General features: G+C 72.1%; 25 protein-coding genes. 11 read left to right on the top strand and 14 right to left on the bottom strand.

The annotated features are described in order from the left end of the window. The 5 genes from EBH09_RS29330 to EBH09_RS29310 all read right to left on the bottom strand — a co-directional run. Positions 1 to 935 (bottom strand): ROK family glucokinase (locus tag EBH09_RS29330; RefSeq protein ID WP_238697468.1); only part of this gene is annotated, 935 nt, incomplete at its 3' end. A 121-nt stretch (positions 936 to 1,056) separates the two neighbouring features. Further along, the gene (locus tag EBH09_RS29325) at positions 1,057 to 1,866 is read right to left on the bottom strand and encodes an ATP-binding cassette domain-containing protein (RefSeq protein WP_121749930.1); all 810 of its coding nucleotides are present in this window, start codon (positions 1,864 to 1,866) and stop codon (positions 1,057 to 1,059) included. Continuing rightward, positions 1,863 to 2,906, bottom strand: coding sequence for an ABC transporter permease (locus EBH09_RS29320; protein WP_121749929.1), 1,044 nt, complete (start codon positions 2,904 to 2,906; stop codon positions 1,863 to 1,865). Before EBH09_RS29320 ends, EBH09_RS29325 begins: the two co-directional genes overlap by 4 nt. Next, on the bottom strand, positions 2,903 to 3,907 hold the full coding sequence (locus tag EBH09_RS29315) for a sugar ABC transporter substrate-binding protein (RefSeq protein WP_121749928.1): 1,005 nt from the start codon (positions 3,905 to 3,907) through the stop codon (positions 2,903 to 2,905). The genes EBH09_RS29320 and EBH09_RS29315 overlap by 4 nt, the downstream gene beginning before the upstream one ends. Positions 3,908 to 4,128: 221 nt before the next feature. Beyond that, on the bottom strand, positions 4,129 to 4,866 hold the full coding sequence (locus EBH09_RS29310; protein ID WP_121751063.1) for a myo-inositol degradation transcriptional regulator: 738 nt from the start codon (positions 4,864 to 4,866) through the stop codon (positions 4,129 to 4,131). 129 nt (positions 4,867 to 4,995) lie between these two features. On the opposite strand from EBH09_RS29310, the gene EBH09_RS29305 reads away from it, so the two are divergent. Beyond that, complete coding sequence (locus EBH09_RS29305; protein ID WP_121749927.1) at positions 4,996 to 6,018, top strand: Gfo/Idh/MocA family oxidoreductase; 1,023 nt, start codon at positions 4,996 to 4,998, stop codon at positions 6,016 to 6,018. 94 nt (positions 6,019 to 6,112) lie between these two features. Here EBH09_RS29305 and EBH09_RS29300 read toward each other — a convergent pair whose 3' ends face one another. Together EBH09_RS29300 and EBH09_RS29295 are read right to left on the bottom strand one after the other, a co-directional pair. Continuing rightward, complete coding sequence (locus EBH09_RS29300) at positions 6,113 to 6,793, bottom strand: response regulator transcription factor (RefSeq protein ID WP_121749926.1); 681 nt, start codon at positions 6,791 to 6,793, stop codon at positions 6,113 to 6,115. 103 nt (positions 6,794 to 6,896) lie between these two features. Next, entirely contained in the window at positions 6,897 to 8,147 is a 1,251-nt protein-coding gene (locus EBH09_RS29295; protein ID WP_121751062.1) for a histidine kinase, read from the bottom strand. Positions 8,148 to 8,326: 179 nt separating this feature from the next. Here EBH09_RS29295 and EBH09_RS29290 point away from each other — a divergent pair, with 179 nt between their 5' ends. Beyond that, positions 8,327 to 8,527, top strand: a complete 201-nt coding sequence (locus tag EBH09_RS29290) for a hypothetical protein (protein WP_121749925.1) — start codon at positions 8,327 to 8,329, stop codon at positions 8,525 to 8,527. Positions 8,528 to 8,584: 57 nt separating this feature from the next. On the opposite strand, the gene EBH09_RS29285 is transcribed toward EBH09_RS29290, so the two are convergent. Next, positions 8,585 to 8,980 (bottom strand): ribonuclease domain-containing protein, encoded by a 396-nt coding sequence (locus EBH09_RS29285; protein ID WP_121749924.1) that lies wholly within the window; start codon positions 8,978 to 8,980, stop codon positions 8,585 to 8,587. Between the two features lie 86 nt (positions 8,981 to 9,066). Further along, a complete protein-coding gene (locus EBH09_RS29280; protein ID WP_121749923.1) occupies positions 9,067 to 9,681 on the bottom strand; it encodes a dihydrofolate reductase family protein in 615 nt (204 codons plus the stop codon). Between the two features lie 134 nt (positions 9,682 to 9,815). On the opposite strand from EBH09_RS29280, the gene EBH09_RS29275 reads away from it, so the two are divergent. After that, a complete protein-coding gene (locus EBH09_RS29275; protein ID WP_121749922.1) occupies positions 9,816 to 10,586 on the top strand; it encodes an SDR family oxidoreductase in 771 nt (256 codons plus the stop codon). Positions 10,587 to 10,741: 155 nt separating this feature from the next. On the opposite strand, the gene alc is transcribed toward EBH09_RS29275, so the two are convergent. Beyond that, a complete protein-coding gene (alc, locus tag EBH09_RS29270; protein WP_121749921.1) occupies positions 10,742 to 11,872 on the bottom strand; it encodes an allantoicase in 1,131 nt (376 codons plus the stop codon). A gap of 62 nt (positions 11,873 to 11,934) precedes the next feature. Next, positions 11,935 to 13,272, bottom strand: coding sequence for an allantoinase AllB (gene allB, locus EBH09_RS29265; RefSeq protein WP_121749920.1), 1,338 nt, complete (start codon positions 13,270 to 13,272; stop codon positions 11,935 to 11,937). Positions 13,273 to 13,502: 230 nt separating this feature from the next. On the opposite strand from allB, the gene allR reads away from it, so the two are divergent. Then, complete coding sequence (gene allR, locus EBH09_RS29260) at positions 13,503 to 14,306, top strand: allantoin degradation transcriptional regulator AllR (protein ID WP_121749919.1); 804 nt, start codon at positions 13,503 to 13,505, stop codon at positions 14,304 to 14,306. Between the two features lie 21 nt (positions 14,307 to 14,327). Here allR and EBH09_RS29255 read toward each other — a convergent pair whose 3' ends face one another. Further along, complete coding sequence (locus EBH09_RS29255) at positions 14,328 to 14,642, bottom strand: DUF5955 family protein (protein ID WP_121749918.1); 315 nt, start codon at positions 14,640 to 14,642, stop codon at positions 14,328 to 14,330. Between the two features lie 197 nt (positions 14,643 to 14,839). Here EBH09_RS29255 and EBH09_RS29250 point away from each other — a divergent pair, with 197 nt between their 5' ends. After that, positions 14,840 to 15,448: a nucleotidyltransferase family protein gene (locus EBH09_RS29250; RefSeq protein WP_121749917.1), complete on the top strand. Its 609-nt coding sequence runs from the start codon at positions 14,840 to 14,842 to the stop codon at positions 15,446 to 15,448. A 184-nt stretch (positions 15,449 to 15,632) separates the two neighbouring features. Further along, positions 15,633 to 17,255 (top strand): malate synthase A, encoded by a 1,623-nt coding sequence (gene aceB, locus EBH09_RS29245; protein WP_121749916.1) that lies wholly within the window; start codon positions 15,633 to 15,635, stop codon positions 17,253 to 17,255. Between the two features lie 66 nt (positions 17,256 to 17,321). Here the strand turns inward: aceB and EBH09_RS29240 are convergent, their stop codons facing one another. Continuing rightward, the gene (locus EBH09_RS29240; protein WP_121749915.1) at positions 17,322 to 18,236 is read right to left on the bottom strand and encodes a HipA family kinase; all 915 of its coding nucleotides are present in this window, start codon (positions 18,234 to 18,236) and stop codon (positions 17,322 to 17,324) included. Between the two features lie 30 nt (positions 18,237 to 18,266). Further along, positions 18,267 to 19,805 (bottom strand): IucA/IucC family protein, encoded by a 1,539-nt coding sequence (locus EBH09_RS29235; protein ID WP_121749914.1) that lies wholly within the window; start codon positions 19,803 to 19,805, stop codon positions 18,267 to 18,269. Positions 19,806 to 19,908: 103 nt separating this feature from the next. On the opposite strand from EBH09_RS29235, the gene EBH09_RS29230 reads away from it, so the two are divergent. The 5 genes from EBH09_RS29230 (at position 19,909) to EBH09_RS29210 (ending at position 26,015) form a co-directional block, all read left to right on the top strand. Further along, positions 19,909 to 21,405, top strand: coding sequence for an IucA/IucC family protein (locus EBH09_RS29230; protein ID WP_121749913.1), 1,497 nt, complete (start codon positions 19,909 to 19,911; stop codon positions 21,403 to 21,405). Positions 21,406 to 21,551: 146 nt separating this feature from the next. Beyond that, positions 21,552 to 23,090 carry a hypothetical protein gene (locus tag EBH09_RS29225; RefSeq protein ID WP_121749912.1) on the top strand — a complete coding sequence of 513 codons (1,539 nt, stop codon included), beginning with the start codon at positions 21,552 to 21,554 and terminating at the stop codon, positions 23,088 to 23,090. Positions 23,091 to 23,130: 40 nt separating this feature from the next. Beyond that, complete coding sequence (locus tag EBH09_RS29220) at positions 23,131 to 23,868, top strand: NUDIX hydrolase (protein WP_121749911.1); 738 nt, start codon at positions 23,131 to 23,133, stop codon at positions 23,866 to 23,868. A gap of 78 nt (positions 23,869 to 23,946) precedes the next feature. Next, entirely contained in the window at positions 23,947 to 25,212 is a 1,266-nt protein-coding gene (locus tag EBH09_RS29215; RefSeq protein WP_121749910.1) for a VWA domain-containing protein, read from the top strand. After that, the gene (locus EBH09_RS29210; protein WP_121749909.1) at positions 25,212 to 26,015 is read left to right on the top strand and encodes a hypothetical protein; all 804 of its coding nucleotides are present in this window, start codon (positions 25,212 to 25,214) and stop codon (positions 26,013 to 26,015) included. Before EBH09_RS29215 ends, EBH09_RS29210 begins: the two co-directional genes overlap by 1 nt. Positions 26,016 to 26,043 lie beyond the last annotated feature (28 nt).

The following is a 26,043-nucleotide window of genomic DNA, read 5'->3' as shown; positions in this document are numbered from 1 at the left end:
TCGCGCGCGGGGCCGATCAGCAGGTCGTCGGCGGCACTCACCCCGCCGCCGATCACGAAGCAGGACGGGTCGAGGGCCGCGGCGAGGTTCGCGATGCCGACGCCGAGCCACTGCCCGATGTCCTGGAGCAGCTCGACGCACATGGCGTCGCCGTCGCGGGCCAGCTCGGTGATCATCGGGCCGGTGATGTCGCCGATGCTGCCCTTGACGTGCTCGATGATCCCGTAGGCGACCGGCGAGTCGGCGGCGGCCAGCTCGCGGGCCTCCCTGACCAGGGCGTTGCCGGAGCTGTACTGCTCCCAGCAGCCGCGGTTGCCGCACGGGCAGCGGTGGCCGCCGGGGACGACCTGCATGTGTCCGAACTCGCCGGCGACCCCGTACTTGCCGCGCTTGACCTGCCCGTCCTCCAGGATCGCGCCGCCGATGCCGGTGCCGAGCGTGATCATGACCAGGTGGTCCTCGCCGCGGCCGGCGCCGAAGCGCCACTCGGCCCAGGCGGCGGTGTTGGCGTCGTTGTCCACCAGGACGGGCACGGCGAGACGGCCGGCGATGCGGTCGCGCAGCGGTTCGTTGCGCCAGGACAGGTGGGGGGCGAACAGCACGCGGTTGCGGTCGGCGTCGACCCAGCCGGCCGCGCCGATGCCGACGGCGTGCACGTCGTGCCGGTCGGAGAGGTCCAGGACCAGTTCGACGATGGTGTCCTCGACGACCTTGGGGCTCTTGGACTTGTCCGGGGTCTCCGTGCGGAGCTTCTCCAGGATGTTGCCGTCGGCGTCGACGACGCCCGCCATGACTTTCGTGCCGCCGATGTCGATGCCGACCGTCGGCACGCGGGGTGCCGTGAGGTGCGAGCGGCGTTCCCTCGTGCCCACGGTGCGCAGGACCGGGGCTCGGCGGGAGCCGATGGGGGCGGTGAAGTCGCGGTAGGTGCTCATCGGGTGCGATTGTGCCGCACGGCCGTGCCGGGTGCCGAATGGGACAGGGGGTGGCGTGATCGGTTCGTTGCCGGGTGCGGGCGCGTCGTGGTCACTCGCGTCCACGCGGCGGAGCCGCACGTTACACAGCCCCGGGCCTCTGGGCCCGCTGCAGCTCATGGCGTAGATCGTCCAGCTCGTTGCCCCCTGCCATCTGCGTTGTCAGCTCGTCCAGCGTGATGCCCTCACGTGTGTACGCGCCCACCATGGTGCCGCGCTTCAGCAGCACGAACCGGTCCCCCACCAGGTACGCGTGGTGCGGGTTGTGGGTGATCAGGACGACACCCAGGCCCTGGTCGCGCGCCGCCGCGACGTACTTGAGGACCACGCCCGACTGCTTCACGCCCAGTGCCGCCGTCGGCTCGTCCAGTACCAGGACCTTCGCGCCGAAGTGCACCGCGCGGGCGATCGCCACGCACTGGCGCTCGCCGCCGGAGAGGGTGCCGATGGGCTGGTCGACGTCGCGGAGGTCGATGCCCATGCGCAGGAGTTCGGCGCGGGTGGTGCGGCGCATGTGGTCGACGTCCATGCGCTTGAAGGGGGCGACGCCCTTGCGCGGCTCCGAACCGAGGAAGAAGTTGCGCCAGACCGGCATGAGGGGGACGACGGCGAGGTCCTGGTAGACGGTGGCGATGCCGCGGTCCAGCGCCTCGCGCGGGGAGGAGAGGCGGGTCTCCTCGCCGTCGAGGCTCAGGGTGCCGCCGTCGTGCTGGTGCAGGCCGGCGATGATCTTGATGAGCGTGGACTTGCCGGCGCCGTTGTCGCCCAGCACGCAGGTGATCTCGCCCGCGTGGACCTCCAGGGACACTCCTTCGAGGGCGCGGACGTTGCCGTAGTTCTTGCTGACGCCGGACAGCTCGACGAGCGCCGTACGTGCTGGGGTCCCGGTCACTTGGTGGCCTCCGCGCGCTTGCGGACCCAGGCGTTGAGCAGGGTCGCGAGGAGCAGCATCGCTCCGAGGAAGAACTTGAACCAGTCGGGGTTCCACTCGGCGAAGACGATGCCCTTGCTGGTCATGCCGAAGATGAACGCACCGACCGCCGAGCCGACCGCGCTGCCGTAGCCGCCGGTGATCAGGCAGCCGCCGATGACGGCCGCGATGATGTAGATCAGCTCGTTGCCGACGCCCTCGCCCGACTGGACGACGTCGTAGGAGAAGAGCAGGTGCTGGCCCGAGATCCAGGCGCCGAACCCCACGCCCATGTACAGGCCGATCCTGGTCTTGGTGACCGGCACACCTACCGCGCGGGCGGCGTCCTTGTTGCCGCCGACCGCGAAGATCCAGTTGCCGGCGCGGGTGCGCAGCAGGATCCAGCTGGCGACGGCGACCAGGGCGAGCCACCACAGGATGGTGACCTTGAAGCCCACACCGCCGATGGTGAGCGTGGAGGCGAAGACCTCACGGGCGGAGGGGAAGCCCTCCATGTCGGCGATCGTCTTGGTGGAGACGGTGCCGTCGATCAGCTTGGTGAAGCCCAGGTTCAAGCCGGTGAGCATCAGGAAGGTGCCGAGCGTGATGATGAAGCTGGGCAGCTTGGTGCGGGTGAGCATGAAGCCGTTGAAGGCGCCGATCGCCAGGGTGACCAGCAGGGAGACGCCGACGCCGACCCAGACGTTGGCGGTCATCTGGTAGCTGAACATCGACGACACCAGCGCCGACGAGGTGACCATGACGCCCGCGGACAGGTCGAACTCGCCGCCGATCATCAGCAGCGCCACCGGAACGGCCATGATGCCGATCGTGGAGGCGGCGTAGAGGACCGTGCTGAGGCTGGTGGCGCGCAGGAAGCTGTCGGCGAAGAACGCGAAGAAGACGAAGACGGCGATCGCGCCGACTACGGAGCCCAGCTCGGGGCGGGCCAGCAGTTTCCGCAGCGGAGAGGTCTGCAGAATCCTTTCGTCAGCGGCCGCCAGATCCGTGCCGGCGCTCATCGAGTGCCCCGCTTCGTGTAGTCGGCCAGCGCGGCGGCGTCGTCCCTGGTGATGATCTGCGGCCCGGTGAGCACCGGGCGTCCGCCGCCGAGGACGTCGGCGTTGTACTTGTACAGCCACAGCAGGTCGACCGCCTCGTAGCCCTGGAGGTAGGGCTGCTGGTCGACGGCGAACCCGAGGGTGCCGTCCTCCAGTCCGGCGGCCACCTTGGCGTTGAGGTCGAAGGTGTCGATCTCGGCCTTGCTGCCCGCGCCCTGCTTGGCCTTCACCGCGGTGTCGGCGTAGGGGGCGCCCAGGGTGACGACCGCGTCGACCGACTTGTCGGTCTGGAGCTTGGCCTCGATGGCGGACTGCACGTCCGGCATGCTGGTGCCGTTGACGTAGAGCCGCTGGATCTTGCCGTCGAAGGTCTTCTCGACGCCGTCGCAGCGCTGCTCGTGACCGACGTTGCCCTGCTCGTGCAGCACGCAGATCGCCTGCTCGCGCCCCCGCTCGTTCAGTTCCTCGCCGACCGCCTCGCCGGCGATCGTCTCGTCCTGGCCGACGTGCGTGAGGGCGCCGAACTCCTTGGACTCCTCGGAGCCGGAGTTCACGGTGATCACGGGGATGCCCGCCTTCTGGGCACGGGCCAGGGCGGACTTCATGGCGGCGGGCTTGGCCAGCGTGACGATGATCCCGTCGACCTTCTTGTCGATGGCCGCGTTCACGAGCTGCGCCTGCTGCTGGCCCTCGTCGTCCTGGGAGTACAGGAAGTTGATGTTGTCCTTCACCGCGGCCTGCTCGGCGCCGCTCTGGACGATGTCCCAGAACGAGTCGCCGTCACCCGAGTGAGTGATCATCGCGAAGGTCCAGCGGGGCGTGTTCACCGCCGCCTCCCCCTGTGCCGACGCGGCCTTGCGGGCATCCTCGGCGCGCTTGCCGCCGGTACTGCTGCACCCGGTCAGGGACACCGACAGTGCCCCTGCCAGCGCTATGCCCACCCATGTCCGAAACCGTGCCACGAGGCCGTGCCCTTCTTGCTGTGCCGTGCTGTGCGTGCCGGGGCTCCGCGGGAACCCGGCCGGGTTCTCGAAACCCCAAACGCCCCATTGTCCGACATGGCAATCGATCACTCGGCGCCGGGGAGCAGGCACCGGTCACATTGTCCGGACATTGACACCAACTCGCACGGCGAGCCGCACGGGGAGCCACACGGCGCCCCCGGGCCGCCGGTCGGCGCACGTCAGGAGCGTACGAGTAGCTGGAACTCGAAGGAGTAGCGGGACGGCCGGTAGGTGTGCGTGCCGAGTTCGACCGCGCGTCCCGTGTCGTCGAACGTCGTGCGCTCCATGGTGAGCAGGGGGGCGCCCTCGTCCTCGCCGAGCCGCTCGGCCTCGTCGGCGGTGGCGGCGCGGGCGCCGATGGACTGGCGGGCGCTGTGCAGCGTTATCCCGGCGGCGCGCATCAGCCGGTACAGGCCGGTCGCCTCCAGCTGCGCGGTGTCCAGGTCGACGAGACCGGGCGGCAGGTGGTTGCACAGGTACGCCATCGGCTCTCCGTGCGTCAGCCGCAGCCGCTCCACCCGGTGCACGTCGCTCTCCTCGGCGACACCGAGTGCGGCGGCGACCTCGGCGGTCGCGGGGACGACGGTGTTGACCAGGACCTTCGTGGCCGGGCGCTGGCCCGCCGCCTCCAGGTCGTCGTAGAGACTGCTGAGCTCGAGCGGGCGCTTGACCTTGCTGTGCACGACCTGGGTGCCGACACCCCGACGGCGCACCAGCAGGCCCTTGTCGACGAGCGACTGGATGGCCTGGCGGACGGTGGGCCGGGACAGGCCGAGCCGCGCGGCCAGCTCGATCTCGTTGCCCAGCAGGCTGCCGGGGGTCAGCGCGCCGTGCCCGATCGCCGCCTCCAGCTGCTGCGACAGCTGGAAGTACAGCGGCACGGGGCTGCTGCGATCCACGCTGAGGTCCAGCGACACGGTGGGGTCCACTTCTGGTTTCGGCACGGCCCGAGCGTAGCTCCGTGCGCTGTTGACGGGAAGTTGTGTAGTTCGATTGTCCGGACATACGCATTGACAGCGCACGGGCTGTGAGCCCACTTTGATTCCATGCGCATCGGGGTCATCGGAACGGGCCGCATCGGTACCGTTCACGCCAACACGCTCAGCCGTCATCGCGACGTCGGATCCCTGATCCTCACGGACGCCGACATCACGCGGGCCCAGGACCTGGCCCACCGGCTGGGCGAGACGGCGGCACCAGGAGTGGACGAGATCTTCCAGTGGGGCGTGGACGCCGTGGTGATCACCACGGCGACGCCGGCCCACGCCGAACTGATCGGTCGGGCAGCACGCTCGGGTTTACCGGTGTTCTGCGAGAAGCCCATCGCCCTGGACCTGCCCGGCACGCTGCAGGCCATCGCCGAGGTGGAAGCCGCCGGGACGATCCTGCAGATGGGGTTCCAGCGCCGCTTCGACACCGGCTACACGGGGGCCCGTGAGGCGGTACGGTCCGGGCGGCTCGGCCGGCTGCACACCGTCCGGGCGGTGACCAGCGACCAGGCGCCGCCGCCCGCCGCCTATCTGCCGCAGTCCGGCGGGCTCTACCGGGACACGCTCATCCACGACTTCGACATCCTGCGCTGGGTGACCGGCCGGGAGATCACCGACGTGTACGCCGCCGGTTCCGACGCCGGGCCGCCGATGTTCCGCGCCGCGGACGACGTGGACACGGGCGCGGCGCTCCTCACGCTGGACGACGGCACGCTGGCCACGGTGACGGCGACGCGGCTGAACGGCGCGGGCTACGACGTGCGCATGGAGCTGGCCGGAGAGCTGGACCAGATCGTCGTTGGCCTGGACGACCGTACGCCGATCGCCTCGACGGAGCCCACCGGACCGCCGGCCGCGGACAAGCCGTGGACCGGCTTCGTGGAGCGGTTCGGTCCCGCCTACGAGGCGGAGCTGACCACGTTCGTGGAGGTCGTGCGCGGCGAGCGGGCCAACCCGTGCGACGGGCGCGAGGCGCTGCGGGCACTGCGGATCGCCGAGGCCTGTGAGATCTCCCGGCGCGAGCGCAGAGCGGTGCGGCTGGCGGAGATCCCGGGGGCCGAGACGTCCGTGGCGGGGTGAGCGGGGTGGTGAGCGTGGTGAGCGGCTTGTTGCGGAAGCCGCCGGCGGACTCCCCAGACCGGCCGCGCGGCGACGCAGAGGCCCGCGCCTTGGGCTAGGACCGGTCCTCCCGGTCTTCGTCCAGCAGCCCCGCGTCGTAGACCAGCAGGGCCACCTGGACCCGGTTGTTGAGGTCGAGCTTGGCCAGGATGCGCGAGACGTGCGTCTTGACGGTCGCGACGCTCATGAAGAGTTCCGCCGCGATGGCGGCGTTGGCCAGGCCCCGGCCGACCGCGACGGCGACCTCGCGCTCACGGTCGTTGAGGGCGGCGACGCGCGCACGCGCGCGCGTGGCTCGGGTGTCGGCGGCGGTACCGGCCGCGTGCTCCATCAGCCGCCGGGTCACGGCGGGCGACAGGACGGGGTCGCCCGCCGCCACCTTGCGCACCGCGTCGAGGATCTCCGCGGGCGGGGTGTCCTTGAGGACGAAGCCGGCGGCGCCCACGCGCAGGGCCCGCAGCACCTGCTCGTCCGCGTGGAAGGTGGTGAGCACGACCACCTGCGGGGCGTCCGGTCGACCACGGAGCCGCTCGGTGGCCGTCAGTCCGTCCACCACCGGCATCCGGATGTCCATGAGGACGACGTCCGGTCGGCTGCGGTCGACGAGCGCCTCGACCTCGTCACCGTCGGCGGCCTCGCCGACGATCTCGACGTCCTCCGCGCCGCCCAGCATGAAGGAGAGCCCGGCCCGCACCAGCGGGTCGTCGTCGACGAGGAGCAGTCTGATCGCAGTCATGGCGCTTACGAAACCACGGTTGTCGGCAGGCGAGTCGGGTCTTTCGGCGGTTGCGATCACTTCGGCGACTCCGGCGACGGCCGTCCGCGCGCCGGCTCCCGGCTCACCCCCATGGCAGCCGTGCCCGTACCTCGAAGCCGCCCTCGGGCGTGGGGCCGTGCTCCAGGGTGCCGCCCGCGAGCGTGGCGCGCTCGGTCAGCCCGATCAGGCCCTGCCCGGAGCCGGGCACGTGGGGCACCTCGCCCTCGGGCGGGGCGTTGCGCACGGACACGGCGAGACCGTCGCCCGGGGCCCCGGTGACGGAGACGGTGACCTCGGTGCCGGGGGCGTGCTTGCGCGCGTTGGTCAGGGCCTCCTGGGCGACGCGGTAGGCGGTGCGGCCGACGGAGGCGGGGACGGCGGCGGGGTCGGTGACCCGGCCGGCCAGGGCGACCTTCATGCCGGCCTCCCGGGACTCGGCGACCAGCGCGTCCAGTGCCGCGAGCGTCGGCTGGGGGCGGCCCGCGTCGTCGGACTCCCCGGCCCGCAGGACGCCGATGATCTCCCGCAGGTCCTGGAGGGCCTCGTGCGCGCTCTCGCGGATGACACCGGCCGCCCGCGCCACGTCCTCGCGGGGCGCGTCGGGCCGGAACTCCAGGGCGCCCGCGTGGACGCTGAGCAGCGTCAGCCGGTGCGCGAGGACGTCGTGCATCTCACGGGCGATGGCCTCCCGGGCCAGCCGTTGCGCCTGCTCGGCCCGCAACCGCCCCTCCCTCTCGGCGCGCCGGGCCCGGTCGTGGAGGCTGAGCAGGAGCTGGCGCTTGGATCTGACGAGCAGGCCCCAGCCGATGACCGCGACGGCGAGCAGCACGGCGATGACGAGCGACGCCAGGTAGGGCAGGCCGGGTTCCGGGCGCATCCAGTAGTACAGGGGGGCGAGTGCGAGGCTCGCGCCGCCGGTCCAGGCCACGTACCGGAAGGGCCGGTGTACGGCGAGTGTGAACAGGGAGGCGAGGACGGCCCCTCCCGCGGTGGCCGAGACGAGGGAGACGGGCAACATCGCCACGGCCAGCCCGACCGGCCACCGGCGCCGGAGCCACACGGCGGCGCAGGCCAGGGCGCCGACCACCTGGTCGGCGACCTCCATGGCCGGTGAGAGGTCCGGCTCGTCCTGGAGCGTGTCGGCGGCCAGCAGACCGATGACGACCGCGAGCAGGAAGCACGTGAAGTCGACGATCCAGTCGCGCGCGGTGCGCCGGGGCCGCCCGCCGGGCCGCCGCGATTCCGGGTACAGGTCCTCGACCAGCGCCGCCGGCAGCACCCAGCGCCGCCTCGCGAAGGCGGGGGGTGTGGGGGCCTGCTTGCCACTGTTCACGGTCGACAAATCTACGCAGCGAAGGCGACGGCGACGGCCGGCGGGACGGGAACACCGACCGAAGTCGCAGGACCGGAGACTTTCGGCGCGCCGGGACGCACAGGACGGCGCCTTTCGTCGGGCAGGGCTCGCCCCGCGGCCGATGTGCGTGGGGGGACCGCGGGGCGAGAGTCGGGGTCATGAAGGAATTGCTGGAGTTCCTGGGCCTGATGGCCGTGATTCAGGGTGTGGCGGGCCTGGTGCACGAGTTCACCGACTGGAACTGGGGCCTGGTGCAGCGGATCGGCCCCCTCGACGGCTACGAGGTCTACGCGAGTGTCGCGCTGCTCGCTCTCGGCGGCGCGCTCTTCGCCGCCTCCGAGAGCCGGAAGTCACTGTGAGCCCGGGCCCGGACCCCGGACCGCGGACCCCGGTCCCGGACTGGGTGGTCTACGCCCTCAGCAGCCGTAGTCGACGAGGTCGAACGAGGCGTAGTGGTCGGCCGTGTAGTAGTCCTCCTGGGAAGCGTCACCGGTGACGATCCGGCGGGCACCGCGCGTGTCGGAGCCAGGGGTGATCACCGTGTACTCGTGGTAGTACCCGGTGGACTGGCTGGGCAGGATGCCCTCCCTGTTCTGGAAGACGGTGCCGTCCTGTTCGAAGGGGTAGGGGCCGCCCTGCTCGATCAGGTCGAGCGTGTCGTGCGCCTGCGGGGGCAGGTCGCTGTGGCAGATGTCGCCGACCGCCGCGGGGGCGGCGCCGGCCGTGGTCGCGGAGACGGTGCCGCCCACGAGAAGGGCGGACAGGACTGCGGCTGCTGCGCCGAGCCGAGCGGCGCGTGGGGGGAATCGCATGACCTCATGATGACGCGCGTAGACAGTGGCATGTCAATGACAAGGTCGTGGAGTTTACCGGGAAGTCCTATGTGTTTTCGGCGAGTTCACAGCTCGTACGAGCCGTACTCGGGGCGCCCGGCCAGGTCGTACGACTGGATGGAGACGCCCGCGGCCGTCACCCGCCCGCCGCTGTGTCGGAAGGCCGTCGGCAGGGCGCCCTCCGCGAAGAGGCGGCGCCCCGCACCGAGCACCACCGGGAAGGTCAGCAAGTGGACGGTGTCGACCAGGTCGAGCGCCAGCAGCGAACCCGCCAGGGCTCCGCTGCCGTGCACCTGAAGCTCCCCGTCGGTGCGCTCCTTCAGCGCCGTGACCTCCTTGGCCAGGTCGCCGTCCAGCACGGTCGTGCCCGCCCAGCCGGGGTCGGTGAGGGTGGTGGAGGCGACGTACTTCGGCAGACCGTTCAGCTTGGACGCGACGGGGTCGGCCGGGTCGGTCATCTTCGGCCAGTACGAGGCGAAGATGTCGTACGTGCGGCGGCCGAGGAGGAACGCGCCGACGCGGCCGAAGACCTCGTCGACGAACCGGCCGAAGTCCTCGTCGCCGTACGGAACGCTCCAGCCGCCCTGCTCGAAGCCGTCGCGGGTGTCCTCCCGGGGCCCGCCGGGGGCCTGGTAGACGCCGTCGAGTGTGAGGAACGTGGTGAGTACGAGCTTGCCCATGACGGGTGCCTGCTTTCCGGTGCCGTGGTCTTCACTGTCACCGGTTCAGACCGCGCCGGCGCCCGCGACTCATCGGTCAGGTCGACGTCCGTTCGCCGCCAGCGCGCGGGGGCCCGGCCCGCTGGGATGGACCCATGAACACGAACACGGGAACACTTGCTCACCCTTCGGCACCTCTGGCCGGCCGGACCGCCCTGGTGACGGGCGGCAGTCGCGGTATCGGCGCGGCGACCGCGCTGCGGCTGGCGAGTGAGGGCGCGGATGTGGCCCTCACCTATGTGAACGGCAAGGACGCGGCCGAGGACGTCGTACGGGCCGTCGAGGCGCTGGGGCGCCGGGCGGTGGCCCTGCGGGCGGACTCCGCCGACGCCGAGGAGGCGGCCGGGGCTGTGGAACGGGCGGCACAGGCGCTCGGCGGACGCCTCGACGTGCTGGTCAACAACGTGGGCATGGGCCTGCTCGGCCCGCTGGAGGGGCTGTCGCTCGCCGACGTCGACCGGCTGCTGGCCGTGAACGTGCGCGGGGTATTCCTGACCTCGCAGGCGGCCGCGTCCCACATGTCCGAGGGCGGCCGGATCATCACGATCGGCACCTGCATGACCCAGCGGGTGCCCGGACCGGGCGGGACGCTCTACGCGACGAGCAAGTCGGCGCTGATCGGGCTGACCAAGGCCCTGGCGAGGGAACTGGGGCCGCGGGGGATCACGGCGAACATCGTCCACCCCGGGCCGATCGACACCGACATGAACCCGGCGGACGGACCCTACGCCGACGGTCAGGCGGCCATGACGGCACTGGGCCGCTTCGGCACGGCCGACGAGGTCGCGTCGACGGTGGCGTACCTGGCGGCTGCCTCGTACGTGACGGGCGCGGAGTTCGCGGTGGACGGCGGGCACGCGGCGTGAGCGGCTGATTGGCCGCGGGGACGGCACCGGCGTGGGTGACGCGCCCGTCGGCGGACACACGCGCGGGGCGCACCGGTGCTGTCCGGCCGATGCGCCCCGCGGGTCTTGGCGGGCCGGCCGCCCCGTTCGGCGGGACGGCCGGTCCCTCTACTGGCTCAGCCGCCGAGTTCCTGGTGGCGGGCGGCCAGGTGGGTGGCGCCGTCCTCCGTCAGGGAGCCGAACAGGCGCAGGCGGGAGATGCCGCCGTCGGGGAAGATGTCCACGCGCGCGTGCGTGCCGACGGTCGCCTCGGGCAGGACGAAGCGGTGGTTGGTGTCGGGCTGCATGCGGGTGCGCGGGAGCACCTCGCGCCACTCGCCGGACTCGCCGTCCTTCACGGACACCGACGCCCAGCCTGCCGAGTTGCCCTTCAGGTAGGCCGTGTCGATCTCGATCGCGCGGATCTGGGCGCGGTCCACCAGCCGGTAGCGGATCCAGTCGTTTCCCTGGTCGCGGCGGCGGCGGGTCTCCCAGCCGTCGTCCATCTTGCGGGAGCGGCCCGGCTGGATGGTGTTGGTGGCCGGCGAGTAGAAGAGGTTGGAGGCGTCCTCGACCTGGCCGCCGTTCTCCAGGGCGACCACGTCGAAGGTGCCGAGGGCGGTGAGCCACGCCGGGTCCGGGACGACCTCGCCGTACACGCGCAGGCGGGCGATGCCGCCGTCGGGGTGCTGCTTGAGGCGCAGGTGTGTGAAGCGCTGCTCGGCCGAGACGGCGAAGCCGTTGGCGGCGTGGCCGCCGACCGCGGTGCGCGGGACGAGGGTCGTCCACTTCACGTCGTCCGCGAGCAGTTCCTCGGGCGACGGGGAGCCGGCGACCGAAGCGCCCTCGACGGAGACCGCCTGCGGGTAGTTGCCGCGGAAGTGGGCGGTGTCGACGACGATGCCGCGGATCACGCCGGGGGCGCCGAGGCGGATCAGCGCCCAGTCGTGGTCGTCCTCGGTCGGCCAGGGCTGCTCGGCGGACACGCCGCGGCGGCGGCGGGTCTCCCAGCCGTCCATGACCTTGCCCTTGTGCCCGAAGTGCTCCGGGTCGAACTCGGCGGGCTCGGGCACCAGCAGGTTCTCGCGCTGGGCGAAGAACTCGTCGTTGGCGGCGACGACACCCGCGCCGAGCTGCCGGTCGGCAAGGTTGGCGTACTGGGTGAAGGGGAGGTCGGCGGTGCGGTAGTCCGCGTACGGGTCGCCGCCTCCGTAGGGGTTCGCGTCTCCGGTGAAGCTGGCCAACGAGGGGTTCTGCTGGGCCGTCACGGTGATCAGGTGTTCCTTTCGGGGTCGTTCGAGGTGAGCTGGATTCAGGGGGTCCGGACGGGTCAGGTCCGGGTGAGGAGCTGTCCCTTCGGCTCGGTGAACGCGCCGTCCGCCACGACGCGCCGTCCGCGCAGCCAGGTGGACTTCACGACGCCGTACAGGGTCTTGCCCGCGTACGCGGTGACGCGGTTGCGGTGCTGGAGGGCGGCCGGGTCGACGGTGAACGTCTCGTCGGGGGCGAGGACCGCGAAGTCGGCGTCGTGGCCGGCCGCGATGGCGCCCTTGCGCCCGTCGAGCCCCACCTGGCGTGCCGTGTGCGTCGACATCCAGCGCACGATGTCCTCCAGGCCGTGGCCGCGCTCACGGGCCTTGGTCCACATGGCCGGCAGGCTGAGCTGGAGGCCGGCGATGCCGCCCCAGGCGGTGGCGAAGTCGTCGGTCTTGAGGTCGGCGGTGGACGGCGAGTGGTCGGTGACCACGCAGTCGATCGTGCCGTCCGCCAGCGCCTGCCACAGCAGGTCCTGGTTGGCGGCCTCACGGATGGGCGGGCAGCACTTGAACTCGCTGGCGCCGTCCGGTACTTCCTCGGCGGTGAGGGTGAGGTAGTGGGGGCACGTCTCGACCGTGACCCGTACGCCCTCGGCGCGGGCCTCGGCGATCAGCGGCAGGGCGTCGCTGGAGGACAGGTGGAGCACGTGCACGCGCGCGTTGAGCCGCTTGGCCTGCGCGAGGAGCGCGGCGATCGCGGTGTCCTCGGCGTCGCGCGGGCGGCTGGCGAGGAAGTGCGAGTACTTCGGGCCGCCCTGCTGCGGGGCCGCGGCCAGGTGGTGCGGGTCCTCGGCGTGCACGATCAGCAGGCCGTCGAAGGCGGCGATCTCCGCGAGAGACCGGGCGAGCTGCTCCTGGTCGAGGTGCGGGAACTCGTCCACGCCCGAAGGGGACAGGAATGCCTTGAAGCCGAAGACCCCTGCCTCGTGCAGCGGGCGCAGGTCCTTGGCGTTGTCGGGCAGGGCGCCGCCCCAGAAGCCGACATCGATGTGGGCCTTGTCGGCGGCGACCTCGCGCTTGGCGCGCAGGTTCTCGACAGTGGTGGTCGGCGGGATGGAGTTGAGCGGCATGTCGACGAGGGTGGTGATGCCGCCGGCCGCCGCGGCGCGGGTGGCGGTCCAGAACCCCTCCCACTCGGTGCGGCCGGGGTCGTTCACGTGCACGTGGGTGTCGACCAGGCCGGGCAGCACGACATGGTCGCCGACGTCCTCCAGCCGGGCGCCCGCCGGGACGGGGGCGTCGTACGGCAGGACGGCCGTGATCTTCTCCCCGGTCACCGCGATCGACGCGGCGCGCATCCCCTCGGGAGTGATGACGCGCGTCGAGCGCAGCACCAGTTCAGCTTCGGGCACCCGAACCTCTCTCTCACCGATTTCAACGTTCTGTTGAAGAAGTCTTCATTCCCGGTTCCGCGCCGTCAAGAGGCACCCTTTGTGCGGGCATGCCCAGCGGGCTCACCCTGGACGTTTCCACAAAGCGGAATTAGAATTCCAGCAAGCAGAACGTAGCTACGTACAAGCCGGTAGTCAACCGGCCGCCGGGTACGCTTCTTTCCTCCCGCCAGCCCCGAAAGGAACGTGCCGTGCCGACGTCCAGCGCCAGCACCACCGACTCCGCCAGGTCCGCCACAGGCGGCGTCCAGTCCCTGGAGCGCGCCTTCGACCTGCTCGAACGGATGGCGGACGCGGGTGGCGAGGTCGGCCTTAGCGAGCTCTCCGCGAGCAGCGGGCTGCCGCTGCCGACCATCCACCGTCTGATGCGCACGCTCGTGGCCTGCGGATACGTACGCCAGCAGCCCAACCGCCGCTACGCGCTCGGCCCTCGCCTGATCCGGCTCGGCGAGTCCGCCGCCCGGCTGCTCGGCACCTGGGCACGCCCGCACCTGGCCCGCCTGGTCGAGGAGACCGGCGAGACCGCGAACATGGCGCTGCTCGACGGGGACGAGATCGTGTACGTCGCCCAGGTGCCGTCCAAGCACTCGATGCGCATGTTCACCGAGGTCGGCCGCCGCGTCCTGCCGCACTCCACCGGAGTCGGCAAGGCGCTGCTCGCGGACTTCCCGGCGGACGAGGTGCGGGCCCTGCTGGGCCGGACCGGCATGCCGGCCGCGACCGACAAGACGATCACCACTCCGGACGGCTTCATCGCGGCGCTGGCGGACGTGCGGCGCCAGGGATACGCGATCGACGACAACGAGCAGGAGATCGGCGTCCGCTGCCTGGCCGTCTCCGTGCCGAACTCCCCCACCGCGGCGGCGATCTCGATCTCCGGCCCGGCCGGCCGGGTCACGGAGGCCGCGACCGACCGGATGGTGCCACTGCTCCAGCAGGTGGCGGCGGAGCTGTCGGAGGCCCTGCTCACCTCGAACGGCAACCCGGCGGCGTGACCCGCCCCCGCGTCGCGGGACTCAGCGGCGCGGGGGATCGCCGAACAGTTCCACGGCATGACGGACCTCCGTCAGCCCCCGGGACAGGGCGCTGACGGAGCCGATCGCGCCGGCTGTCAGCAGCAGGGCGCGGTACAGCCGCGGCACCTCGGGCACACCGTGGTTCGCCATCGCGGCAAGATCGGCCAGCTCGTCCTCGGCGATGGCCCGGTCCGGGAAATCGGCGGGCAGCAGGGCGAGCTGGCGGCGCAACCCGGACACCGCGGTCCGCAGTGCCGCCACCCTCACGTCCTCGTCACCCACGGTCACTTGCCTCTGCCCCAAGCTCCGCAACACAGCCCTCCCCATCGCACCCGGTTGTGCGCCCCTAGGTGGTGATCGCGCCGAGCGCCCCTGACGCTGGTCGGGCGCCGGGGACGCGGGCCAGTAAACGCCACCCCGCACCGGACGCGCCACCGCGCGGACCGAATTTCAGTCTCCCGAAACCCCGCGCACGCCGGAGCGTTTGGCGGGCGGTCAGGTATGCAGGACGCATGACGGAGAACGAAGACCAGGTAGCGGGGCTGCTGCTCGCCGCCGGGGGCGGGCGGCGACTCGGCGGACGCCCCAAGGCACTGCTCGAACACCGCGGACATCCACTCGTCGAACACGCGATCGCCGCGTTGCGCGCGGCTGGTTGCGCCCGCGTGCACGTCGTCCTGGGGGCGCGGGCCGAGGCCGTACGCGCGCGGGCGGCTCTCGACGGGTGCGTCGTCGTGGACAACCCCGACTGGGAGCAGGGCATGGGGTCGTCACTGCGCGCCGGGCTCGACTCGCTGGCCGGGCCGGCCGGGGCGGGGCCGCGGGCCGCGCTGGTCTCACTGGTGGATCAGCCCGGCATCGGAGCGGAGGCGATGGCGCGGGTGCGCGCCGCCTACCGGGACCAGACATCGCTCGCATCGGCGGCGTACGCGGGCGAGCGCGGACATCCCGTCCTCCTCGGCGCCGCCCACTGGGCGGGCGTCTCGGCGACTGCCACCGGGGACCGCGGGGCACGCGCCTATCTGAGGGAACACGAGGCGGACATCACGCTCGTGGAGTGCGCGGACGTGGCGCGGCCGTACGACATCGACACCGAGGCCGACCTGCGCCACCTTGAGTAAGGGGTGTGGCACTGGGCGCCACCTTCCCTCGACTCAGAGAATCTCGACATCAACAAACCATTGAAGTTCCACAATGAGGAAACTACTATCCACTGACCAGAAGCACTCGACCGCACAGCGAGTGCGCTATGCCCCATACGTGCCCGTTGGCACCCGGTGCCACCGCTGAAGGAAGTGACAGCTCATGTCCGCACCAGCGCCGTCCACGCTGGCCATCGTCGACGCCGAGCCCCTGCCCCGGCAGGAGGAGGTCCTCACCGATGCGGCGCTCGCCTTCGTGGCCGAGCTGCACCGGCGGTTCACGCCCCGGCGTGACGAACTCCTCGCCCGCCGTGCGGAGCGCCGCGCCGAGATCGCCCGCACCTCCACGCTCGACTTCCTCCCGGAGACCGCCGCCGTCCGCGCGGACGACTCCTGGAAGGTGGCCCCCGCTCCGGCCGCGCTGCAGGACCGCCGGGTCGAGATCACCGGCCCGACCGACCGCAAGATGACCATCAACGCCCTCAACTCGGGCGCGAAGGTCTGGCTCGCGGACTTCGAGGACGCCTCCGCACCGACCTGGGAGAACGTCGTCCTCGGTCAGCTCAATCTGGCCTCCGCCTACACGCGGAGCATCGACTTCACCGACGAGCGCACCGGCAAGTCGTACGCCCTGCGCCCGGACGAGGAACTGGCGACGGTCGTCATGCGCCCGCGCGGCTGGCACCTCGACGAGCGCCACCTCCAGGTCGACGGCCGGCCGGTCCCCGGCGCCCTGGTCGACTTCGGCCTGTACTTCTTCCACAACGCCCAGCGCCTGCTGGACCTCGGCAAGGGCCCGTACTTCTACCTCCCGAAGACGGAGTCGCACCTGGAGGCCCGCCTCTGGAACGAGGTCTTCGTCTTCGCGCAGGACTACGTCGGCATCCCGCAGGGGACCGTCCGCGCCACCGTCCTGATCGAGACGATCACGGCCGCGTACGAGATGGAGGAGATCCTCTACGAACTGCGCGACCACGCCTCCGGGCTGAACGCGGGCCGCTGGGACTACCTGTTCTCCATCGTCAAGAACTTCCGTGACGGCGGCGCCAGGTTCGTCCTCCCGGACCGCAACGCGGTGACGATGACCGCCCCGTTCATGCGCGCGTACACCGAACTCCTCGTCCGCACCTGCCACAAGCGGGGCGCGCACGCGATCGGCGGCATGGCGGCGTTCATCCCGTCCCGCCGGGACGCCGAGGTCAACAAGGTGGCCTTCGAGAAGGTCCGTGCCGACAAGGACCGCGAGGCCGGCGACGGCTTCGACGGCTCCTGGGTCGCCCACCCCGACCTGGTCCCGATCGCCATGGAGTCCTTCGACAAGGTGCTCGGCGACAGGCCCAACCAGAAGGACCGGCTGCGCGAGGACGTCGACGTCAAGGCGGCCGACCTGATCGCCGTCGACTCCCTGGACGCCAAGCCGACGTACGCGGGCCTGGTCAACGCCGTGCAGGTCGGCATCCGCTACATCGAGGCGTGGCTGCGCGGCCTCGGTGCGGTCGCCATCTTCAACCTGATGGAGGACGCGGCCACCGCCGAGATCTCCCGCTCGCAGATCTGGCAGTGGATCAACGCGGAGGTCGTCCTCGACAACGGCGAGCAGGTCACCGCCGGCCTGGCCCGCAAGGTCGCCGCCGAGGAGCTGGCGAACATCCGCGCCGAGATCGGCGACGAGGCCTTCGCGGCCGGCAACTGGCAGCAGGCCCACGACCTGCTGCTGACCGTCTCCCTCGACGAGGACTACGCCGACTTCCTGACGCTGCCGGCGTACGAGCAGCTGAAGGGCTGACGCCCGGACCCAGGAGAGCCCGTCCGCGCCCCCGGTACCGCACAGCACCGGGGGCGCTGACGCGTCTCAGCCCAGGTGCACGGACCAGTCCTGCTCGGCGGGCGGCTTGCCGTGCAGGTCGGGTACGCGCTTGAGCCAGTCGGGACGGCCCCGCCGGGTGCGCGCGGCACGGGCGGCGTTCTCGGCGGCGAGTTCCTCGCGGGTCGGGAAGTCGGTGGGCAGCCAGTCGCGGGAGGCCCGGACGCGCGTGTGCAGATAGCCGACGTAGGCGCCCCGGACCTCGTCCGGCGTGTCGAAACCGGCCTCGCAGGTCAGCCAGGCCTCCGGCACCCGCGCCACCACCTCGCGCAGCAGCTCCTCCGTCACCTTCGGCGCCAGCTCGGCGTCGGCGGCGCGGACGTCCGGCGCGTAGTGGCCGAGGGCGTGGTGGCGGAAGTCGTACGCCTTGTCCGGTGCGGAGGCGTCCCAGCGGTGGTGGAAGACGAGGGCCGCCCCGTGGTCGATGAGCCACAGGCGCGGGGGCGCGGTGCCGAAGGTCGGCCAGACCATCAGGTTGGAGCTGTGCACCGTGCGGTCGACGTTCACGGTGAGGGCGTCCAGCCAGACGACGCGCCCGGCCTCCTCCGCGTCCACCGGGAACACCTCCGCGACCTCGGGCGTGAGGTCGGCACCGCCCGACAGGTAGTCCATGCCGAGGTTGAGCCCCGCGCTGGCGTTCAGCAGGTCCCGCACCTCCTCGTGCGGTTCGTCGGCGGCGATCGACGGATCGAAGTGGGCTAGAACCAACTCCGGCACCCGAAGCCCCAGCTCACGCGCCAGCTCGCCGACGACCACCTCGGCGACCAGCGCCTTGCGGCCCTGCGCGGAGCCGGTGAACTTCACGACGTAGGTGCCGAGGTCGTCGGCCTCGACGACTCCGGGGACGGAGCCGCCTGACGTCAGCGGGGTCACGTATCGAACAGCAGTCACGTCGCGCAGCACACCGGCCAGGGTAAGCCAGGCCCCTGACATTCACGCCCTGAGCAGGGGGTTGGGCAGCGGCCGGTAACGGGCGTCGGCGCCGTCCGCGCCCGTCCAGCGCAGCAGGAGGTTGGTCTTGCCGGGGAGGGTCGGCGAGGCGAGGAGGGCCGGGATCTCGGGCAGGTCGCGGTGGCCGGCCAGGACGTGGCGGGCGGCGGGCCACGGGTCGAGGCCGGGGTGGTGCTCGGCCAGGGCGGCGGCGATCTCGCAGAGGTGGTTGACGACCAGGCAGTACACCAGCCGTTCCCAGCCGGCCGCCCGGGAGGTGTCCGGCAGGAGCTTGACGCCCTCGGCGTCCCGGAACAGGGCCTGTACCGGGACGCCGCCCGCGTCCACGGCGACCAGCGTGTTCTGCAGGTGCGCCTCCAGGACGACGCCGTCGTCGGCGAAGGCGGTGAGCACGGGCGGGACGACGGCGGCCAGGTAGGCCTGCCACCAGGCCGCCGGGTCCGGGGCGCCCGCCAGCGGGCTGCCCGGGAAGCCCTCGACGAGTGCGGCGGCGAGGAACGGGGTCGCGCCGGGCAGGACGCGGTCCCGCAGTCCGTCGCGGACCACGACGGCCAGTTCCTCGAAGGCGAAGTCCGCGGTGCGGTAGCCGCGGTCGCCGAGCCAGGCCGCCGGGGACCCGATGGCGGCGAAGGCCTCGGTGACCGCCGTGTCGGTGCGGCGCAGTCCCATCAGGTCGTGGCGCCACAGGCGGCGGATGTCGTTGGTGATGCGCACGTCGAGGCTGAACTTCAGGAACAGGTCGCGCCCCGGAAGGTATTCGGGGGCGTACACCGTGCGGATCGCGGCCGTCGGCCAGGTGGGGAAGCCGGTCGTGCCCAGCCGGACGAGACGGCCGTCGGCGAGGGCCGGGGCCAGGGCGGTTCCGGTCAGGTCGAGCTGCCAGGGGTGGGCCGGGAGCAGCCGGTAGCCGGGCGGGGCCTCGCCCAGGGCGTCCAGGGCGGCGGTGTCGCCCTCGTCGACGACCGTGTCCTCGCGCACGCCGAGCAGCGGCAGCGTGAAACGGGCGTGCGCCTCGGGCGCGTACGGCAGCCAGCCCGCGTGCGGGCCACCACCGCGCGCCTTGGGGGCGGGGTGGTGGGTGTGGCCGGTGAGCAGGGACTGCTCGGAGCGGAGATACGGGTCCTCGGGCGGGGCCGCCCGCGCGCGTGCCGTCAGCAGCGCGGCCACCGCGTCCCGGCTGTCGGTCATCTCGGCGGGCAGTTCGTGGTTGGGCAGACCCGTGTGCCGGCGCAGTTCCTCCGCGACGAGTTTCACCAGCTCGGTGTGGCCGACGCGGTGCCAGCCGTCCGCCGCGCGCACCTCCGGCTCGGCGGGGCGCCGGCCTCCGCGCACGCGCAGCAGTCTGCCGCCGGGCAGCCGGTACACCGGCCGGGTGCCGGGGCCGGGCAGCGGTTCGGCGACCTCGCGCAGCAGGCAGTTCAGCAGCGGCACCGCCGCATGGGCGTCGGCGCGTTCCGCGACGTCGTCCGGGGAGGCGGCGTCGGCGCCGGTGGGCGGGGGCAGGAGATCCACGCGTTCCACTCGTTCCCTACGGTCTGTCCATGGCGGAGATGGCGGGGACGATCAGTATGTCTGCCGTCGCCCCCGCGCCGTGACGTCCCACTCGTTTCCGAGGAGCCCGCCCGTGCATCGTCCCCCCAGCGCAGAGGCCGAGGTCGCCGACGAACTCGCGGCCGTCCGCCCCGGTCTGGTCGCCCGGTTCACGGCCGAGCTGCCCGGAGCCCGCGCGGCCGTGCTGTCCCGGCTGTGGCGGGCGTTCACCCATGAACCCCTGCCGTGGATCGCCGGCCGGGAGCCCGCCCGGGAGGGACTGGTGCTGCGCCTTCGGGACGGCCGCCGGCTGGCGGGTCCGGCCGCCGACCCGTACCGCACGGGCGACTACGTCCGCGTCGTACGGCTCGACGAGGTCCCGTACGACGATCCGGCGCGGCTGATGACGGACCTCGCCGTACCGCACTCCGCGGGGTTCGCCGCCGAACTCGGGCACAGCGTCGCCTCGTTGGCGCTGTCTCGGGCGGGCCGGGAGAATCACCCGGACGAGTGGCCGGACAGTGACTGGGCCTGGGAGCAGCGGGTGGTCGACGGACATCCGTACCACCCCGGCTGCCGTTCCCGACCGGGCTTCTCGGTGGCGGAGCAGCTCGCGTACGCGCCCGAGCACGGGCCGGTGGTGGGGCTGGGGCTGGTGCCGGTTCCGGCGGCCGAGTGCCTGATGACGGGCGAGTGGCCGCGGGAACTGCGCGACGGGGCGGAGGTACTGCTGCCCGTGCACCCGTGGCAGGCCGCGCACGTGCTCAAGCGAGCGTGCGACGACCAGCTCGCCGCCCATCCGCTGATGTCCCTGCGCACGCTCGCCCTGCCCGGCGGACCGCACGTCAAGACCGCACTGAGCACCCGGCTGACGTCCTCCGTTCGGGACATCTCGATCGCCTCGATCGCCGCGTCGGCGACCCTGTCGTCGTTCGGTGAGGATCTGGCGGCCCGCACGGACGGCCTGCTGCACGTGACCCGCACGCTGGGCGCGGTCACCGCCCACTCCCCCGACCTGGCCGCCGTACTGCGCGAGTCGCCGCAGGCGTACGCCGCCCCGGGCGAGTACGTCGTACCGGTGGCCGCGCTGGCGACCACCGAGCTGCCCCGCTCCCCGGCGTGGCTGGCCTCCTTCGCACGTCTCGCGCTCACCGTCGGGCTGCGCGCGCTGGAACTGGGCGTGGCCCTGGAGGCACACGGCCAGAACCTCCTCGTCGTACTGTCCCCTGCGGGCGATCCGCTGCGCCTGGTCTACCGCGACCTGGCCGACATCCGCGTCAGCCCGGCCCGCCTCGCACGGCACGCCGTCCCGGCCCCCGAACTGCCGGCCCGCATGCTCACCGACGACGCGACCGCCCTGCGCCGCAAGCTGTTCGGCTCGCTGGTGGGCGGCGCGCTGGCGGCGCTCGCGGGATCGGGGGCGGCGCTGGGCGCGGCGCTGGAAGGGGCGGTACGGGAGCTGCCGTGCACCGGGGATCTGAACGCGCTGTGCGCGGCTTCACTGCCGGTGAAGGCGTTGACGGTGATGCGGCTGACCCCGGGACGTACGGGCGACATCTGGACCGTGCTGCCCGGCCCCCTGACGGCTTGACCGCGAACACGCGGCCGATTAGCTGATCACCGGGGTACCTGATCACCAGTCACACACCTGCGGAAAACAGTCATCGGCCCGGCACCACAGCCCTACGGTGTAGTCCTGTGGCGGTTTCCCCGACGTGAGAGGTGCGAGGGCGGGACATGACTGACGTCGACGACAGTGACGGCCTGATGACGCCGATCCGCCCCGACCAGTTGGAGCCGGGGGCGGTGATCGCGCAGTCCCTGGACAACCAATGGGTACCGGACGACCTCACGGTGGACATGATCGAGCGGGGCAAGTCCCTGGACCAGGTCGCCGGCCGGCGCGTCAGGGAGGTGCGGGCCGAGTACTTCCGCAGTCTCATCAACGCGAGCCAGGTCGTGATCAATCGCGCCTACTTCTACAACAACCCCGCGATCAGCCGCGACCTCATGGAGGAGGGCGAGGAGCGCACGGCGCACCGCAACCTGCTCGCCTCGGGCGCCATCGCCCCCTTCCTGCTCAACGAGCGGCATCCGGCACAGGAGCCACCGGCCCACCTGCACGTGCGGCGCGAGGGGTTCACCGCGTGGCAGGAGACCCTGGAGGGCATGCCGGCCACCGACCGGGTGCGCTGCGTCCGCATGGCCTGGGGCGACTCGGACGACGACCGGGAGAACAAGGAGAACACCCGGATCCGGTTGTTCCAGCCGTTCACCGAGAAGGTGCAGGGGCTGACCGCCAAGAACATCGATGCCCTCGCCGCTCAGGTGGGTGTGGCCCCCGAGAGCGCCGACGCGTTCGGTCGGCGGCTGGGTGAGGTGGTCGGTCACAGCAACAGCCTCAGCGTCCGCCGGCAGCCCGTCGTGCGCAACACGCTCTACGAGGAGTTCGTGTCCGTACCCGGGACGAACGTCGCGGAGGGGAGATACGACCGGGACAAGCCCTTCGCCAAGGAGATCAAGCAGCTTCTCGACCTGATCTACAACGTCAACCTGGCCGACGCGCTGGGCCGTTATCCCCTCACCCCCGCGGACAGTCTGCGACGCGTGGTGCTGCAGGAGGCCCGCGAGGCGCGGACCACCGCCGGCTTCGTGGACGATCCCGAGCAGTTGCTGACGTTCCTGCGGCGGCAGGCCTTCGCGGCCGTCCAGGACCATCTGACGCCGTCAGCGGTGAACTCGCTGAGCCTTCAGGACGTATGGCGGCTGCGGCAGACCGCCGCCTGGAACGGCTACATCCGGGCGTTCGGGGCGCTGACCGCCGCGCCGGAGCACTTCCACGACGCCGCCGGGCAGGTCTTCGACCGCTACGTCCGGCTCAACTCGGAGATCCTCAAGCTGGCGCAGGAGCGCCGACAGGCCCGGCCGACCCGATGGCACCCGGTCGTCGAGGTCGTCGTCACCCTGACCGCGGGCACCTTCTCGGCCGTCAGCGGGGCGGGCCTGTGGGAGCTGACCGGGGCGCTGCTGCCCGCCATGGTGTCCACTCCGGTCACCGGATCGGTGCAACTGCTGCTGCGCAACCGGAAGTCGGGGCGGGAGGAACAGAGGTTCGCCCGGGAGATAGCCTCCGTACGGCTGGCGAGTGACCGAGAATGGCGGCAGTTCCTCGACCTGGTGCAGCGCCTGCCCGGCTACCGGCAGGAGGCGGACGCCGGGTCGGCCGGGAACGCCTCCACCACCACCCAGGACGACGAAGTGCCCAAGGACTACTGACCTCCCGCTGGAGTACCGTGCACAACCTGCGAAACGCCCGATGAACCGGTACGAGGCCCTGCGCCGGGACAATCCCGAGTGGTTCCGCGACGTCCCCGGAGGAATCGAGATCCTGACGGATCCGGCGCTGATTCGCAGGGCCCGCAGATCGGCGGCGCCGAGGGCGCGTCGCGGCCGGGCCGGGTCGCTGTGGGCCCGGCTGCGATCGGCGCTGCGGCCGGTCCCGGTGGGTGTGGTGTCGGCCAACCGCTATCTGTGGTACTTGCGCGATCCGGTGCGCTTCCCCGACGGCCGGCTGGGCCTGTACGACCGGCTCATGCCGCCCCCGGGGTCCTCCCCGGGCGTGGTGGTGCTGCCCCTGCTCGGCGACGAGGCGAAGGTCGTGCTGATCGAGCACCACCGGCACGCCACCCGCGGCCTGCACTGGGAGGTCGTCCGCGGCTTCGGCGACCCGGGTGCGACCGGTGAGCAGAACGTCGCGCGGGAGCTGGCGGAGGAGATCTCCGCGCACCCCACGGCGGTGGTCCCCCTCGGCGAACTCCACCCGGACACCGGTCTGTGCGCGCACCGGGTCGAGCTCTACGCGACACGTGTCGAAGCCGTCGGGGCACTGGAGGCGGGCGAGGCGATCCACCGGGCGGTCGCGGTGTCGCCGGCCGAGGCGGAGGCCATGGTGGCCGACGGGAGGATCACCGACGGCTTCACGATCGCCGTCCTCTACCGGGCCCGGCTGGCGGGACTGTTCACGCCCGCCGAGGAGCGCGGCGGTACGGACTGACGGTGCGTCCGCCAGGTGTCCGGCGCCGGCCCACCCGTCGTTTTGGAGCCCGGCACCTTTGATCAATAGGATCCGCCGATGATCACAAGAACACGGCTGGCGGCGGGTGCCTGTGCCCTGCTCGCCGCGCTGACGGCCGGGATCGCCTTCCCGGCCGGAGCGACCGCCGGGGAACCCACGGGCGAGGACGCGCCGAAGGTCAACCTGGTGCTCGACGTCAGCGGTTCGATGCGGACGCGGGACATCGACGGTGGTACGCGGATGGCCGCGGCGAAGCAGGCGTTCAACGAGGTGCTCGACGCGACGCCCGAGGAGGTGCGGCTCGGGATCCGGACCCTGGGCGCCGACTACCCGGGCGACGACCGCGAGACCGGCTGCAAGGACACCGCGCAGCTCTACCCGGTGGGCCCGCTGGACCGCACCGAGGCCAAGACGGCGGTGGCGACGCTGGCACCCACCGGCTGGACGCCGATCGGCCCCGCGCTGCTCCAGGCGGCCGACGACCTCGACGGCGGCGACGGTTCCAAGCGCATCGTGCTGATCAGCGACGGCGAGGACACCTGCGCCCCGCTCGACCCGTGCGAGGTGGCCCGGGAGATCGCCGCCAAGGGCATCGGGCTGACCATCGACACGCTGGGCCTGGTGCCCAACGCCAAGATGCGGCAGCAGCTCAGCTGCATCGCCGAGGCGACCGGCGGGACGTACACCTCGGTCGAGCACACCGACGAACTCACCGACAAGGTCAACCAGTTGGTGGACCGCGCGGCCGACCCGGTGGTGACTCCGGTCGCCACCGAGGGCGCGGACGCGTGCGCCGAGGCGCCGACGCTGAAGTCGGGGCTGTACACCGACCGCGAGGAGTTCGGCCGGCAGCGCTGGTACCGGGTGGACGTGGAGCCGGGCCAGGAGCTGCGCGCCTCGGTCAGCGTGGGTGCCGACCGGGCCGTGAACCCCTCCTACGGGGTGCTGCTGCGGGCGGTGACGGTGCACGGCCGGGAGATCGTGCGCGGCGAGGCGGCCGGCAACGGCCGTACCGACGTGCTCTCCACGGGGCTGCGGTATCCGAAGGCGGAGAGCGACGAGGAGGACGCCCCTGCCGAGACCGTGTGCCTTCAGGTGACCAACTCCTTCTCCGTCGCCGCCGGCGTGAAGACCACGCCCGGACTGCCGGTGGAGCTGACCGTCGACGTCGTGGACGGTCCGAGCGACGCCGGCGACGTGGCCTCCTTCGGCCTCGGACGCGGCTGGTGGCTGCTCGGTGCGCTGATCCTGGCCGGGTTCCTCGCCGGTCTGCTGTGGGGCTGGCTCTCGCGCTGGCGGTTCGCGGTCTGGAGGACCAACTGATGCGTTTCACACGAGTGCTGGGCGCCGCGGCGCTGCTGCTCGGGCTCGCCGTGTCCCCCGCGGCGGCCGACTCCTCGCCCTCCGCGAGCCCGTCGGACGACGGTGGCGCGCCGACCGAGGCGGGCACGGCCTTCCGTACGGCGACCGAGATCGAGCAGGGGCAGCGGGCCACGGCGAACGGCTCCGCCGGTGACTACCTGTACTGGTCCTTCCCGGCCGACGCCGGGCAGCGCCCCACCGTCAAGGCCACGGTGCGGCTGCCCGGGACGCACGCCGCCGAGACCTGGCGGATCGACGTGTACGACGGTCTGCGCCGCCGCCAGGCCTGTCAGTACGGCGCGCAGTCCCGTACCGCCGCGGCGGGCACCTCGTCCGTGGAACTGGCCTGCGTGCTGCGCACGGTCCGTGCCTGGTCGGAGCCGTGGGCCTACGATCCGCTGCCGGGGACGTACTACATCCGCCTGACGGCGGTGAACCTCCCTACGTCGGACCTGGGTGTCCCGGTCTCGGCCGAGGTCCGGGTGGCCTCCAAGGACGCCGGCGGCGCGGCGGCGGTGGACGGTTCGCTGGCCGAGCCGCTGGTGCCGGGCGTGGCGATGAACTCAGGCGCGGACGAGGAGGACTCGGAACGCGGCGCCGTGCTCTCCGCGATCGAGCCCGACGACGGCTGGTCCTCCGGATGGTGGTCCGACCGGTGGGTGTGGACCGGAATCGGCGGCGTGCTGGCCGCGCTGGCGGGCATCGGCGGATACGCGCTGACCCGCGGGGCGGGACGGCCGGGGCGGGTACCGCCGGGCGTCTGACGCTCCCCGCAAGGCCCTCCAGGGCCCG

Origin of the sequence: Streptomyces sp. E2N166 (genome assembly GCF_003671715.1) — a bacterium.
GTDB lineage: Bacteria > Actinomycetota > Actinomycetes > Streptomycetales > Streptomycetaceae > Streptomyces > Streptomyces thinghirensis.
The sequence above is the reverse complement of the archived record's forward strand: the minus strand, read 5'-3'. Positions and strand labels throughout refer to the sequence as shown.